This is a genomic window from Bifidobacterium sp. LH_730 (assembly GCF_056355835.1).
On sequence record NZ_JBKETB010000002.1, the window covers coordinates 135786 to 149535 of the forward strand.

Genomic DNA, 13750 nt, shown 5'->3' on the forward strand with positions numbered 1-13750 from the left:
AATGCTATTTGTCATTCTGAGCGAAGGCGAAGTCTATTCCTCTGTCATTCTGAGCGAAGTGAGCGCTAGCGAACGGAGTCGAAGAATCTCATTGCTTGTGGTAACTAAAAGGTGAGATCCTTCGACTCCGGCCTACGGCCTTCGCTCAGGATGACGAGGAGGATATCGCTCCGCTCGAAACGACAAAAGAAAGTCAGCCCTTGACGGCGCCGGCGGCGAGGCCGGCCTGCCAGTAGCGCTGCAGGCCGAGGAAGAGCACGATGACCGGCAGCACGCCGAGCAGCGCGCCCATCATGAGGGCGCCGCGGTCGTTGAACGTGGCCAGCGACACCATGCCGTAGAGGCCGAGCGTCACGGGCTTGAGCGAATCCGAGGAGACCATCATCAACGGCAGCAGGAAGTTGTTCCACGTCGCCACGAAGAGGAACAGGAAGATCGTCACCATCGCGGGCGCCAGGATCCGCAGCACGATCGTGAAGAAGATCCTCGCCTCGCCCGCGCCGTCGATGCGCGCGGCCTCGAGCAGCTCGTTCGGCACCGAGGTCTGCGCGTAGACGCGCCCCAGGAAGAAGCCGAAGGGCGAGACGCAGCACGGGATGATGATCGAAAGCATCGTGTTGGTCAGGCCGAGCGTGTGGAAGATCGAATACTGCGGAATCGTCAGCAGCGCGGCGGGCATGAGCATGCAGGCCATGACCACGCCGATGGCGATGTTCTTGCCGCGGAAGTTGAACTTCGCGGTCGCATATCCGGCCATCACGCTCAGCAGCGTGCCGATCAGCGCGGAGATGCCCGAATAGAGCAGCGAGTTCAACACCCAGCGCCAGAACTGTCCGCGGGTCCAGCCCAGCAGCTTGGAGTAGTTCGTGGCGATGGCGTTCGGCAGGTCCTCGAGGCCCACGGCGAACCACATGCCGTTAGAGCCGGTCATCTGGGCGGGCGTCTTCGTGGAGGCGATGATGGCCCAGTAGATCGGGAACAGGAAGTAGAGCAGCACCAGCACCAGCACGATGCCGGTGAGGATCTTGACGAACTTCGAGGGCTGCATCGAGCGGGGCAGGTCGTTGGCATGCCTGTCGCGGATGCGGTCGGCCTTCTTGCGCGCCCGGATCTGCTCGCGGGTCAGCTTGTCAGAGGTCGCGGCGCTCATTGCTCGCTCACCTTCCTTTCGACGAGGGCGTAGACCATGGCGAGCACGCCGGCGATCACGGCCATGGCGATGGCGATGGCCGAGGCCGGGCCGTCGCCCGAGGGCGTGATCGAGCCGCGCGAGGTGTACATGGCCATCATCATCGGCGTATACGATTTCGGAATGCCCGGGTCGGCGGTCGACATGATCTCCGGCTCGTTGAACAGCTGGATGGTGCCGACGATCGACAGCAGCATGGCCAGCAGGGCCGCGGCGCGCACATTGGGCAGCTTGATGCGCATGGCGATCTGCCAGCCGTTGGCGCCGTCGATGCGCGCGGCCTCGTAGAGGTCGTGCGGAATGGCCTGCAGGGCCGCCAGGAAGATCAGCATGTTGTATCCGGTGAAGGTCCAGGTGGTGATGTTGGCCATCGAGGCGAGCAGCACGTTGTTGGCGAAGAAGTCGACGTTGACGCCCAGTGCCGCCAGCCCCTTGACGATCGGGGAGATCTGGCCGTTGTAGAGGTAGACCCAGATGATCGAGGCCACGACGCCGGGGATGGCGTAGGGCAGGAAGTATCCCAGGCGGAATCCGGTGACGTGCTTGATGACGAACGAGTCGATGAGCATGGCCAGCGCCAGCGCGGCGATGATCATCACCGGCACCTGGATGAGCGTGTAGATGAGCACACGCCCGGTGCCGGCCCAGAACGCGCCGGAGGTCAGGACATACTTGAAGTTCTCGAAGCCGACGAACTTATTGACCAGCTCGCCGCCGCCGTAGGCACCGCCTCCCTCGGAGACCTGGCGGAAGAAGCTTGAATAGACGGCCCAGCAGATGGGCAGGATGAACACCAGGGCGAACATGATGGCGAACGGCGCCATGAACGCCCAGCCGGTGCGGTTCTCGCGCTTCGCGGCGTTCGAACGCTTGGGTTTGGCCGCATGCGACGGCGCGGCGGCCTTGGTTGCAGCAGACATATGGATCCCCTCACCTTTGAGTGGTATCGAAAAGGCCGGGACGTGGCGTCACGCCCCGGCCTTGGATTGGCTTATCGGTTGGTCACCGACCGGGCCGTCATTCCTTGACGGACAGGCCGGCGTTCTTCAGCGCGTCGACCGAGGTGGTCTGTGCGACGGAGAAGATGTCGGCGACCTTGCCGGAGCCGTCGACGGCCTTGGCGGCGGTCTCGTTCATCGCGGTGGCGACGGCGGAGAAGCCGGGGATGTAGGCGAACTCGCCCATGTTGTCGTTCGCGGTGGCGAACTCGGCCATGATGTCCTGTCCGCCGAAGAACTCGGACCACGCGGTCGGGGTCTTGGCCTTCTCGGTGTTGGCGGCCACGACCAGGCCCTGGGAGACCAGATCGGGCACCTGGGTGTTGAACCAGTCGAGGAACTCCATGGCCTCGGCCTTGTGCTTCGAGCCCTTCATCACCGCGACGCCGGAACCGCCGTCGGGGCCGGTCTTGCCCTTGTTGCCGAACCAGTCGCCGATCTGGGCGACCTGCCACTGACCGGCGCCGGTGCCGCCGGAGGAGGTGATGAACAGCGGGGCCTCCCAAGCCGCGGCGACGGTGCCGATCAGCGAACCGTTCTGGATGGCGGCGTCGAAGTCGGTGGTCCAACGCGCCGCGGTCAGCGTCGCCTTGGCGTCGATGAGCTGCTGATACACATCGGCCACGGCCTTGGAGCCGTCGGTCTCCGTGTTGACCTTCCAAGCGTCGCCCTCGACCTTGTACCAGCCTTCGGCCGCGCCGGCCAGACCGGAGATCATGTTGCCGGCCTCATCGGGCTGGTAGCTCATGATGTATTTGCCGGCCGCGGCGGCCTTCTTGGCGGTTTCGATGAGCTCGTCCTGGGTGGTGGGCACGGAGATGCCCAGCTTGTCGAACTCGGCCTTGTTGTAGAAATAGGTCAGCGGGCCGGTGTCCTGCGGCAGGCCGTAGGTCTTGCCGTTGATCTGCATGAGCTTCATCGGGCCGGAGGCGAAGTGGCTCTCATACTTGGAGGCCTCCTCGGTCACGTCCTCCAGCAGGCCCTTGTTGAAGACCTCGGGCACCTCGGCGTAGCCGACCTGCGCCAGATCGGGCGCGTTGCCGGCCTTGACGTCGGTCTCGAGCTTCTTGATCATCTCGGAGGCCTTGCCGTCGAACTTGGTGGCCTTGACCTGGATGTCCGGATGCTCGTCGTTCCACTTCTTGACGATGTCGTTGACCAAGGTCATGCCATCGCCATCGGGCAGACGGTGCAGGTAGGTGATGGTGACCGGCCCATCGGACTTCGTGTCATCGGTGGTGTCAGCGGTGTTGCCGCTGGAACCGCATCCGGCCAGGGCCATGCCCATGGCAGCCACGGAGGCCAAGCCGATCATAAAACGATTGCGTGAAACCATATTCTCCACTCCTTCATGGTCCTTACTTGTCGGCACGTCGGTGTGACGACTAATACGAGCCTAGTCCTTCAACCAAGATATTGTCAACCTCGCTTACGAATCGACCATATCCCCCTCGAGCTGATGAAGGCAAACAAAGAGGTTTCTCACGCCGCATCAATCATGCCACTGGAGGCACGGCGCGAACCGCGCGGACCAGCGCTCGCACCTTGGCTCGATCCGTACGTTCAATCGGCGCATCGCCGCCTCCACCGGGACCGCCCTGGGAAGACACCAGACACTTGGCGGAAGCATGGACGGCATCCACTCCAGCTTGCCTCGCCATGGCCACCGCTTCGACGGTCAACCCGCCTCCGGCCTGAATTTGGATACGTCCGGCGGCTTGGGAGCAAAGTTCCCGGAGCGACTCGATCCCCTCCGGAACGCTCGACGCACCGCCCGAGGTGAGGATGCGATCATACCCCAACGCAATCAGCCGCTCCAACGCCTCGATACGATCCGGCACCACGTCGAAGGCTCGGTGGAACGTCACATCCACATGCCGTCCAACCTCTTCGCCCGCCCGGCGCGCGGCATCCACCAACTCGGCGGCGAAGGCCCCGTCAAGCGTGCCGTCATCCAACAATCCTCCGACGACAACGCCCTGGGCTCCCGCTTCGATAGCACCGCGCACATCATCGAGCTGCACGGCCTTCTCCTCATCATCGAAGACAAAGGAGCCACCCCGCGGACGGATAAGCACCTGCACCCCCATGGGAAGTCCCTGATCGGCGCAGGCACGCACCATGCCCATGCTGGGGGTCAGCCCACCGGTGGAACCAAGAGCCGCGCATAGTTCCACACGATCCGCGCCTTCCTGCTTTGCGGTACGCGCACCTTCGATGTCCTGAACCGCTATCTCCAGTCTCATATGTTCTCCTTATCGACAGGCGTCCCTCCGCAGCCCCCACCGTATCAGTGAAAGACCGTCCGCTCGAATACCAGCGAGCGCATGAGCACGGCCCCGTCCCATGGAAAAGGCATGAGACGGGGCCGGACATCAATCGTTCACCGGACGCCGGGACACGAATCGAGGCCTAGGCCAAGGCGATTTCCAAAATCTCGTAGCCATCGATGCAAGGAATCGTCAGGTCAAGCCATCCATCGCAGACCTTCCACGCGTCAGACGGCAGCTGTCGGCCATCACGCACCGCCGTGACCGAGGAAACCTTGGCATCACCGACATGCACACGCACCTTCTGATCGGCCAGCGACACCTTCTCATCGATGGTATAGAGATTGGTCGCCTGCTTCTTGACCGGATAATACAGGCAGTGCAGCATCAACGATCCACGGGCCGGGGCACGACGCAGCTGCACCTCGAGACCGCTGATCGTGCGTTCGCCCTGCTTGCGCACCAGTTGCTCGGGCAACAGCAAGTCGAGCGCGTCGGCGATCATCCGCTTGACCCACGCCGGCGCGTAGTCCCGGTAGATGCGGAACAGCGGGTGGGAGAAGTAGATGACCCCGCCCTTGCGAGTGGCGGCCGGGAAGCCCTTGCGGCCGGTGGACGGCGCATGCTGGTGGGAGCAGAAGAACTTGCCCTCGCGATTGAAGTAGGGCTCGATGGAGTCCATGAGCACTTCGGAATCGACCGGGCGGACGCGGGCGCCCCGCTCATACATGACGAATTCCTCGCGCGGCAGACCCGCGCCCATCGTGTCGTTGGGCATCACGAAGTCACGGTCCCAATAGGAGTCGCCGAGCATGCTGTTGCCATAGAGCTCGCTGACCGTGTCGTCACGCGAATCGAGGGACATATAGGTGCCGATGACCTTGCCGCCGGCCTTGACGAAACCAAGCAGCTTGGCCTTGAGCTCGTCGGTCGCGACGATCTCATCGGGCAGGACGATGAGCTTGTACTTGGAGAAATCCATGTCCGGATCGATGATGTCGAACTGGCATCCGAGTTCGGTGAGCATGCGGTTCGCGCCGATCAGGGAATCGGACAGCGTGCTGTCCATCGTCCATTCGCGCTCCGGTGTCATGATCGCGATGTCGACCATGTCCTCGGTGCCAAGGGTATATGGCTCCAGCTCCTCCACCTGCCGATAGACCTCGCCGATCAGGTCATAGGCCGCGTCCGACAGCCTGCCGCACGGGTGCAGCTGGTCGCCGATCGAACAGCCGGCGCCCATGGTGAGCATCTGGAAGCACTCGTATTCGAGCGCATTGATGTTCTTCAGGGAGTGGAAGTCGCCCCAATAGGTGTGGAACTTGCCGGTCATGCCGATCACAGGCTTGCCCAAGTTGCGCACGTATTTCATCACGATCGGGAAATTGTCGTAGCCCCACACGCCACCGGGCAGGCTTTCGATCTCCAAATGGGTGAAGGTGTCGAGCGCGGACTTGTTCGACGGGCCGATGTGCGAACCATTGAAGAACAACGTGGCGCCCGGCACGCGACGGTCCACGAGGGCCTTGACCTCGCGGCGGAACTCGTCGGTCAGGATGGCATTGTAGCGTTCGCGCTGGCGGATGTCGGTATGGTCCATGCCGCGACGCGCCATCTGCTCCTGGCAGCGCTCGCAATCGCAGGGCACGAGGAAGAAGATGTCGAGGAACAACCCGTCGATCCGCTCTGCGCCGAGGGAATCGATGATGTCGTTGATATGGTCGAGCACATAGGCGCGGTAGTTGCTGTTCAGGCACAGCGAATCATAGAAATTCGGCTTGGGCACGAGCGGCTGGCCGCTGATCGGATCCCCCTTGGGATCGCGGGCGAGCCATTCGGGATGGTTGAGCGCGCTGTATTCGTCCCAGCCGACCGTCGTGTAGATCGGCACACGGATGCCGCGTTTGTGGCAGGCATCGATCTCCTCGAGCAGCAGGTTCGGATCCTTGAGATGCGGATGAAGCATGTCGGGATGCCTCTTGGAGGGATAGAACAGGTAGCCGTGATGGTCGCGCGCGAAACAGGTGATCGAATTGATATGCGAACGCTCGAGTCGATCGGCGAACGCCTCCGCGTCGAAGTCGCCCGCGACGTTATCGATGTAGGGGCTGGTATGGAAATCAAGGTTGATCTGCCGGTTCGGGAAGGCCTTGGTCTCGCTCATGGAAACTCCTTTGTTTTTATGTTGGATGACTATGGAAGTCGTCCGGCGGCCGCAGAAGCCGGCCGGACGACGGAGACTCAGATGGTCAGCTGCTTGTCGGTCTTGACGCTGACCACATCGAGGATGGCCATGACGACATAGAGCGCGCCACCGACGATGATGGCCAGCACCGGCGAATCATTGCCGAAGATCTGGGCGACGAGCGCGAAGAAGTACGGCGAGATCAGGAAGCCGACATTGATGAAGATGACGATGATGGAGGTGCTCAGGTTCATCGAGTTGGCCGGGGAGACATCGACCAGACGAGAGGTCAGGGCCGGGTTGATGATGCCCCAGGCGAAGCCGGAGACAAGCACCAGCACCAGCAGGGCAGGCACGTTGTGCACGAAGGCGATGGCGACATAGGCCACGCCGATGATGACTTCGAAGAAGAACACCGTGAGCTTCTTGGTGATCTTCGAGATGCGCTCGAACAGAATGCCGGAGAAGATGGCGGCGAGGACCAGGAAGCTGAAGATCCAAGTGGCGGTGGAAGCCGTGCCAATGTGCTCGGTGACCACATAGCTGGCGAACTTCAGCGCGATGACGTTGTAGAACATGGAGATCAGCATGAACACGACGCCCAGCACGATGACCTTGACGTTGGTGCTCGGACGGGTCTTCTCCTCGCCCGCGTGGATGTGTCCCTCCTCGTCGACGGTGCTGCTCTTGATATTGAAGTTATCGAACTCCTTCGGCACGAACATCGTGATGAGCACGATCGGCACAAGCAGCACGAGGAACACAAGGTACGTGGTGTTCCAGCTGAAGGCGATCAGGATACCGGCCAGGAACAGCATGATCGTATCGCCGAGGTTGCTGGCGGCGTTGCGGTAGCCAAGCAGGCTGCGCTGGCGGTCGCCCTCATACAAATCGGTGATGTAGGAGACGGACAGCGGGTTGAAGATACCCATGCCCACGCCGAAGAAGAAGCGGGAGATCAGAATGGGCCAGTACTCCGGGAAGAAGGCCGGCAGAATGCCGGCGATCAGCGCGATGAACAAGCCGGAGAGCACGGACTTCTTCTTGCCCAGGTAGTTGGAGAACACTCCGGTCAGCACGGTGCCAACCATGACGCCTGCCGTCGGAATCGTCGTCAGCAGTTCCACATTGGCTTTCGAGACGTTCGAGAACGCCTCCTCCATGGCGGGGATGGTGCCGCTGATCGCATTGCTGGCAGACAGCAGGAACGACATCGACAGCACGCCAATCATCAGTCTCTTCGACTGCAGCGCCTTGTTGATATCCATATGCTTTCCTTCCTTCCGGCTCCGTTGCACCGGAAATCGAGTCTTCCGCGGCTGACGCCACGGAAGGGCATTCAAAGGACCGCCCCAGACTCAACATCCCGTCCGCCACTGGGCGGCGCGGCATGCATTTGTCCTTCTCTTTGAATCCCATACCTCTACGTACAGAAGATAAGAGTACTACCGATTTCTGAAAAATTACATGCTTATGACGAAATTTACGTATATAAAAACGAAATTAACTATTTCGCATATGCGGAACCATTGGAAATACTGGCGACACGCCGACGGCAGCGGATGACCTCAGACAGGCAGAGCAATAAATAAATCGCCGTCGCATACTCCACGTCCCGCGGGAATGCCCCCGGGCGTCCCTAAGCAGAATTCAGCGCATCATCGTGCCGAGGCGCGCGGCGAAGCGGTTCAATCCGGCATGTCCCAGACCAGCGATCTCCTCCGTCATGGTGCGGGGAGGACGTCGTTTGTCGGCGACCATGCCTTCGATCGCCCGTATGACCCGTTCGGGATAGGTATCAAGCAGACGGGTAAGAAAGATGTCGGGATGCTCGGCACGCACGCCGTGCATGACGAGTTGTCCGGCAGGGAAGTCGTTGAGATTGATGGTCACGATGCTTGAAGCCCCACCCGCGATGGCTGCCGCCAGCACATGGTGGTCATCCGGATCGGGCAGCTCCAGTCCCGTCATGTGCGCGCGCCAATCAGGCACACGGGCCCACGGATAGGCCGTATCGATCTGAACCAGGAATGAGTCGATATCCTCCCTGCTGGCGTCGCGCCATGCGCGATGCAGATTATGCCTGACCTCATCCATGATTGCGTCGGACCACAACGGTTCGAATAGCCCCGCATCCGCCAAAGTCAGGATGGGGTCGAGTATCCAGATATGGAAGAAGATGTTCGCATCGAGCACAACCGATTCCACGCTTGGCACAAGCTTTCAACGGCCAAGCGCAGCAACGGCAGCATCCTGCGCAGCCGGTTCCTCATACATGCCGATGCGGACGGCCAGGTCACGCATACGACCCAAGGCCTGTCGCCTATCGGAACGCATGACATCCCGATAGGCGATCACATCGGACTCGCGCATCATGCGGTTCCCCAGCTCGCCATTTCGCCGACAGGGGATGCGACCTGCGTCCAGGATACGCTGCACCGTCTTGCGCGACACCCCCAGCAAACGGGCGGCCTCGCCCGTGCCAATCGTGCGATCTTGTTCCGAGGCCGCCATCGCCGCGTCCATCGCCGCGTTGAACGCCGCCTCGTCAAGCTCATACGTGCGGCCTCTCCCCTGCAGTATGAAAGGCCGATCCTCACGCACTGGCCTCGCTTCAATCATCGCGATGCTCATCTTGACGCCTCCCACCCATGTCCAATATGTCCAATATATCACGGGCATCGTCACCGGGCCATCGCCATCTGTCATGGACTGGAAGCCCCGGACCGCATCAGTCGGGATAGACGACGCCTTTGCGCAGGATGAGGTTGGCGTATTGGGCGCGTTCACCGGTGGCGATCACGCAGTGGGCACGACGCGCCTCCTCGTAGAACGCGAAGCGCTCCAGATGGCCGAAGGCGGCCCCGCCGCGCCGATCGACGGCCTTGACCAGACGCTCGTAGTCGCGCCATACCGGCGTGTCCACCGGATCGCCGGGCACGACCTCCATCAAGGTGACCGGATGCCCGTCGTATTGGTCGAGCGGCATCAGGTCGAGGATCGGCTTGAGCAGCTCCTTGGCGCCATGGCCGTCGCAGCGCACGACAACCGCGTCGCGGCCGACCGTTTCGGCCGGGAAGTTGGCGTCGGCGATCACCAACGTGTCGCCGTGCCCCATCTCGCACATCGCCTTGAGCAGCACGGGCGGGATGATCGGGTCGATGCCTTTGAGCATGGGAAGCCCCTTCCTCTATTTCGCAAGGATCTCCTGGATATGACGGTATTGTTCGTCGGTGAGTTGTATGGCGGGTTCGCGCACCATGGTCGAGATCGGCAGGCCCTTGGCCCTCACCGCGCCCTTGATCGCGCTGATGAACAAATCCGCGCAATCATACACACGCATCAAAAAGCTCACGCGCTCCGCCATGCGCACCGCCGTCGCAAGATCCCCGGCCTTCCACGCGCGGTCCATCGCCACGAACGTCTCCGGCTCCACATTCGTCAACCCACACAACACCCCGTTGCCACCCGACACCCGGTTCACCAGGTAATACTCGTCATACCCCGACAACACCGAGAACCCCGGACGCACGCCACGCACCCCCGCGATCACCCTGCGCGTGTGGCTGATCGTATCCACCGTGTCCTTCACACCCACAATCGACGCAAACTCCCCCGCCAGGGACGCTACCAACTCCGGGGACAGGTCCGAGCCCGTGCGCGCCGGGAAGTTATACAACACCACCGGCAGACCCGACGCGCCCGTCACCGCGGCGAAATACCGCCGCGCCGCCCCATCCGAGGGACCGAAGTAATACGGGGACACCGCCACCAACGCGTCCGCCCCCGCCTCCCCGGCCCGGCGCAACAAGTACGTCACCCGCTCCAGATCCGTGTCCCCCACGCCGACCAGCACCTTCATGCGGCCGGCCACGCGCTTGACGGCGAACTCCACCGCACGCGCCTTCTCCGCCACATCCACCGCATAGAACTCGCCGATCGAACCGAACAACAACACCCCATCGATCCCCGCATCGGCCAGATGATCCAGATGACGACCCCAATTCTCATAATCAACCGAACCATCATCACCCATCGGCGTAACCGACGGACAAAACACACCATCAAACATGGGGGCGGCATCAGTGCCGGAAACATTCACATCAGTGGTTTCGAAGGTCATTTCGTAATTCCTTTCACTTGCAGGTGATAGATGCGCGCGGCGTTGGCCGCGAAGAAGCCGTCGTCGGCGCCGAAGACGTCGAGCAGCCGGCCCAGATGCTCCTCGAACGAGCCATAGGACGCGACGACGGGCCAGTTGGAGGCATACATCAGCCGTTCCGGGGCGAAGGTGTCGCGGGCGAAGGACAGCAGGTCGCGCACGAAGGCGGCGTCAGCGGTCGGATATCCGGAGACCTTCACGGCCACGTTCGGACAGGCGGCGAGCGCGCGCATCGCGGATCGGTATTCGCCGTCGAAGCTCTCCGGCATCGCGTTGCCCATATGGTCGAGCACGACGGTGGTCTCCGGCGCCTCGCGGCAGGCGGCGGCCAGGTCGTTGAGCTCACCGACACGCATGCAGGCGTCGAAGGCCAGCCCGCGTCGCCCCAGGGCGCGCAGCCCCTCGACGAAGGAGGTTTCGCGGCATCGCCCGGGCGCGGCCGAGGGCACATGCAGCGGTTCGCGCACGCCGTCGGCGTAGACGGTGACGCGCATGGCCGGACCGACCTGGGAGCGCATGACATGGCCGAGGATGCGCGGGTCGCGCAGACGGGCTACGAGAAGGTCCTCGGCGAGCGGATCGGCCACGTCGACCTCGACGTAGACGCCGCCGAGGAAGGCGACGCCAGACGTTCCGGCGTAGGCCTCCGCCAGCTGGTCGAAGGTCCATCGCCGGCTCAGCGACGGGTCCGCGTCCTCGAGCCAGGGCAAGGACTGGACGGCCGGATCCCAGACGTGGAAATGCGAGTCGATGATGCGCTGCATGGGATGTCCTTCCGCCATGGCCCCACGGCTCAGTCGAGCGCCCGGTCGAGATGGACGTAGCCGCCGTCGGGAAACACCCACTGTCCAGTGGTGTGCGAGGCGCGGTCGGACAGCAGGAAGGCCACTGTGTCGGCGATCTCGTCGGTGCCGGTCATGCGGTGACCCAGCGGGATGCGGTCGGTGATCTTCTTCAGCTGCGCCCGCTGCGCCTCCTCGTCACCGAAGGTCTTGATCCAGTTGGCATAGAGCGGCGTCCACGCCTCAGCCACGACGACGGCGTTGACGCGCACGCCGTCGGGGGCGAGCGCGGCCGCCCATTCGCGGGTCAGGCCCAGGATCGCGCCCTTGGCGGCCGCGTAGGCACTGGTCTTGCCCTGCCCGGTCAGTGCGGTCTTCGAACCGATGTTGACGACCGCGCCGCGGTTGCGCTTCAATTCACCGACCGACTGGTGGACGAGTTCGTAGTAGTGCGTGAGATTGCCGTGTAACGACGCCTCGAAGGCACGCCAGTCAGTCGTCTCCAGGTCGAGGTTGTCATTGCGCCCCGCGTTGTTGACGATGCCGTCGATATGCCCGAAGCGTTCGACGGTGCTGTCGACGATCGGCGCGATGGCGTCGGTGTCGTTCAGGTCGAGGCAATGCACCGCGTATGTGTCGGTGATCTTCTCGATGTCCCTGTGGAAGGTCTCTTCCTCGCCGTCCGCGCGGTTGAGGACGACGGGGATGGCTCCCTCCTCGGCCAGCCGCATGACGATTCCTTTGCCGATGCCCTTGAATCCACCGGTGACGATGATGACCTTGTTCTTCAAATGCAAATCCATGTCATGTTCCTTTCCCTGTGGTCCCGCCGCTCAGCCTCGGTGCAGATACGGCATGCACGCCTCGAGCCTCATCTCGGTGCCGTTGCCGGGCGCGCTCGGCGCGACATACCGTCCGTTCCTGATTTCGGTCGGATGGACGAAGTATTCGTGCTGGTTGTCGACGTATTCGATGACGCGGTCCTCCATCTCGCCCGAGACGGCCACGTAGTCGAACATCGCGAAGTGGCACACGGCTTCGCACAGGCCGACGCCGCCGGCGTGGGGGCAGACCTTGACGCCGAACTTCTTCGCGAGCAGATATTCGAGCACGATCTCCTGCGGTCCGGCGACGCGGGTCGCGTCGATCTGCATGACCTTGAAGGAGCCGGCCTGCAGATACTGCTTGTACATGACGCGGTTCTGCATCTGCTCGCCGGTGGCCACCGGAATCGGGTCGATGGCGCGCTGGATGGCGGCGTGGCCGAGCACGTCGTCAGGGCAGGTGGGCTCCTCCACCCAGGCCAGGTCGAAGTCCCTGAACCTGCCAATCCAGTCGATGGCGGTGGGCACGTCCCACACCTGGTTGGCGTCGACCGCGATCGCGATGTCAGGGCCGACGGCCTCGCGGCCCTTGGCCAGGCGCCGTAGGTCGTCCTCGAGGTTCTGGCCGACCTTGAGCTTGATCTGCTTGAAGCCCATCCGCCTGGTCTCCTCCTTGGCGAGGGCGACCATCTTCTCGTCCGAATATCCGAGCCAGCCGGCGGCGGTGGAATATCCGGGATATCCGGCCTCCTTCAGATGCGCGATGCGCTCCGCCTTGCCCTGGCACCCCTCCCTAAGGATCTCGACGGCCTCCTCGGGCGTCAGCGCGTCCGTCAGGTAACGGAAGTCGAGCGTCGAAACAAGCTCCTCGGGCTCCATCTCGGCGAGCAGCAGCCACAGCGGCTTGTCCGCGCGGCGGGCCTTCAAGTCCCACAGCGCGGAGAGCACGGCGCCGATGGCCATGTGCTCAACGCCTTTCTCAGGGCCGAGCCAGCGCAGCTGCGAATCGTGGACGAATAGATCCCACGCGCCCTTCATATCGTCGAGCAGCGCCTCGGCGTCGCGCCCGATGAGCCGCTCGCCTATCGAGTCGATGGCCTTGCACACCACGTCGTTGCCCCGGCCGATCGTGAACACGAATCCGTTGCCGGCGTCCCCGTCGGAGGTCTCGACGACGACATAGGCCGACGAGTAGTCCGGGTCCGGGTTCATCGCGTCGGAACCGGAGAGCGTCGAGGATGTCGGGAAACGGAAGTCATATGTGGTGACCTTGGTGATGGTGCTCATGCACGCTCCTTTGTCATGCGTCCGGTGTTGCCGAAACCAATGTAGCACCTTAT

The 13750-nt window shown here is 62.6% G+C and carries 13 protein-coding genes; all 13 read right to left on the bottom strand.

Going from position 1 to position 13750, the window contains the following annotated elements; genetic code table 11:
• Positions 1 to 193: 193 nt before the first annotated feature.
• On the bottom strand, positions 194 to 1150 hold the full coding sequence (locus AC1AUD_RS03275) for a carbohydrate ABC transporter permease (protein WP_476572045.1): 957 nt from the start codon (positions 1148 to 1150) through the stop codon (positions 194 to 196).
• Complete coding sequence (locus AC1AUD_RS03280) at positions 1147 to 2109, bottom strand: carbohydrate ABC transporter permease (protein WP_476572047.1); 963 nt, start codon at positions 2107 to 2109, stop codon at positions 1147 to 1149. The genes AC1AUD_RS03275 and AC1AUD_RS03280 overlap by 4 nt, the downstream gene beginning before the upstream one ends.
• A 97-nt stretch (positions 2110 to 2206) precedes the next feature.
• Positions 2207 to 3523 carry an ABC transporter substrate-binding protein gene (locus tag AC1AUD_RS03285; RefSeq protein WP_476572049.1) on the bottom strand — a complete coding sequence of 439 codons (1317 nt, stop codon included), beginning with the start codon at positions 3521 to 3523 and terminating at the stop codon, positions 2207 to 2209.
• A gap of 160 nt (positions 3524 to 3683) precedes the next feature.
• The gene (locus AC1AUD_RS03290) at positions 3684 to 4433 is read right to left on the bottom strand and encodes a copper homeostasis protein CutC (protein ID WP_476572051.1); all 750 of its coding nucleotides are present in this window, start codon (positions 4431 to 4433) and stop codon (positions 3684 to 3686) included.
• A 166-nt stretch (positions 4434 to 4599) separates the two neighbouring features.
• Complete coding sequence (locus AC1AUD_RS03295; protein WP_476572052.1) at positions 4600 to 6621, bottom strand: alpha-amylase family protein; 2022 nt, start codon at positions 6619 to 6621, stop codon at positions 4600 to 4602.
• 77 nt (positions 6622 to 6698) lie between these two features.
• Positions 6699 to 7910 (bottom strand): MFS transporter, encoded by a 1212-nt coding sequence (locus AC1AUD_RS03300; RefSeq protein ID WP_476572054.1) that lies wholly within the window; start codon positions 7908 to 7910, stop codon positions 6699 to 6701.
• A 382-nt stretch (positions 7911 to 8292) separates the two neighbouring features.
• Positions 8293 to 8838, bottom strand: a complete 546-nt coding sequence (locus AC1AUD_RS03305; protein ID WP_476572056.1) for a VapC50 family PIN domain-containing toxin — start codon at positions 8836 to 8838, stop codon at positions 8293 to 8295.
• A gap of 27 nt (positions 8839 to 8865) precedes the next feature.
• Positions 8866 to 9264, bottom strand: coding sequence for a helix-turn-helix domain-containing protein (locus AC1AUD_RS03310; RefSeq protein ID WP_476572058.1), 399 nt, complete (start codon positions 9262 to 9264; stop codon positions 8866 to 8868).
• Positions 9265 to 9373: 109 nt separating this feature from the next.
• Positions 9374 to 9817 (bottom strand): RbsD/FucU family protein, encoded by a 444-nt coding sequence (locus AC1AUD_RS03315; RefSeq protein ID WP_476572060.1) that lies wholly within the window; start codon positions 9815 to 9817, stop codon positions 9374 to 9376.
• A 15-nt stretch (positions 9818 to 9832) separates the two neighbouring features.
• A complete protein-coding gene (locus AC1AUD_RS03320) occupies positions 9833 to 10765 on the bottom strand; it encodes a dihydrodipicolinate synthase family protein (RefSeq protein ID WP_476572062.1) in 933 nt (310 codons plus the stop codon).
• A complete protein-coding gene (locus tag AC1AUD_RS03325; protein WP_476572064.1) occupies positions 10762 to 11568 on the bottom strand; it encodes an amidohydrolase family protein in 807 nt (268 codons plus the stop codon). The genes AC1AUD_RS03320 and AC1AUD_RS03325 overlap by 4 nt, the downstream gene beginning before the upstream one ends.
• Positions 11569 to 11597: 29 nt before the next feature.
• Complete coding sequence (locus tag AC1AUD_RS03330) at positions 11598 to 12389, bottom strand: L-fucose dehydrogenase (protein WP_476572066.1); 792 nt, start codon at positions 12387 to 12389, stop codon at positions 11598 to 11600.
• Positions 12390 to 12419: 30 nt separating this feature from the next.
• Positions 12420 to 13697 carry an enolase C-terminal domain-like protein gene (locus AC1AUD_RS03335; RefSeq protein ID WP_476572068.1) on the bottom strand — a complete coding sequence of 426 codons (1278 nt, stop codon included), beginning with the start codon at positions 13695 to 13697 and terminating at the stop codon, positions 12420 to 12422.
• Positions 13698 to 13750: the final 53 nt, after the last annotated feature.

Bases quoted from the DNA above. Each gene is read 5' to 3' on its own strand.
- AC1AUD_RS03295 (WP_476572052.1), bottom strand. From the start codon at position 6,621: ATGAGCGAGACCAAGGCCTTCCCGAACCGGCAGATCAACCTTGATTTC.
- AC1AUD_RS03275 (WP_476572045.1), bottom strand. From the start codon at position 1,150: ATGAGCGCCGCGACCTCTGACAAGCTGACCCGCGAGCAGATCCGGGCG.
- AC1AUD_RS03310 (WP_476572058.1), bottom strand. From the start codon at position 9,264: ATGATTGAAGCGAGGCCAGTGCGTGAGGATCGGCCTTTCATACTGCAG.
- AC1AUD_RS03280 (WP_476572047.1), bottom strand. From the start codon at position 2,109: ATGTCTGCTGCAACCAAGGCCGCCGCGCCGTCGCATGCGGCCAAACCC.
- AC1AUD_RS03320 (WP_476572062.1), bottom strand. From the start codon at position 10,765: ATGACCTTCGAAACCACTGATGTGAATGTTTCCGGCACTGATGCCGCC.
- AC1AUD_RS03315 (WP_476572060.1), bottom strand. From the start codon at position 9,817: ATGCTCAAAGGCATCGACCCGATCATCCCGCCCGTGCTGCTCAAGGCG.
- AC1AUD_RS03300 (WP_476572054.1), bottom strand. From the start codon at position 7,910: ATGGATATCAACAAGGCGCTGCAGTCGAAGAGACTGATGATTGGCGTG.
- AC1AUD_RS03330 (WP_476572066.1), bottom strand. From the start codon at position 12,389: ATGGATTTGCATTTGAAGAACAAGGTCATCATCGTCACCGGTGGATTC.
- AC1AUD_RS03325 (WP_476572064.1), bottom strand. From the start codon at position 11,568: ATGCAGCGCATCATCGACTCGCATTTCCACGTCTGGGATCCGGCCGTC.
- AC1AUD_RS03335 (WP_476572068.1), bottom strand. From the start codon at position 13,697: ATGAGCACCATCACCAAGGTCACCACATATGACTTCCGTTTCCCGACA.
- AC1AUD_RS03290 (WP_476572051.1), bottom strand. From the start codon at position 4,433: ATGAGACTGGAGATAGCGGTTCAGGACATCGAAGGTGCGCGTACCGCA.
- AC1AUD_RS03285 (WP_476572049.1), bottom strand. From the start codon at position 3,523: ATGGTTTCACGCAATCGTTTTATGATCGGCTTGGCCTCCGTGGCTGCC.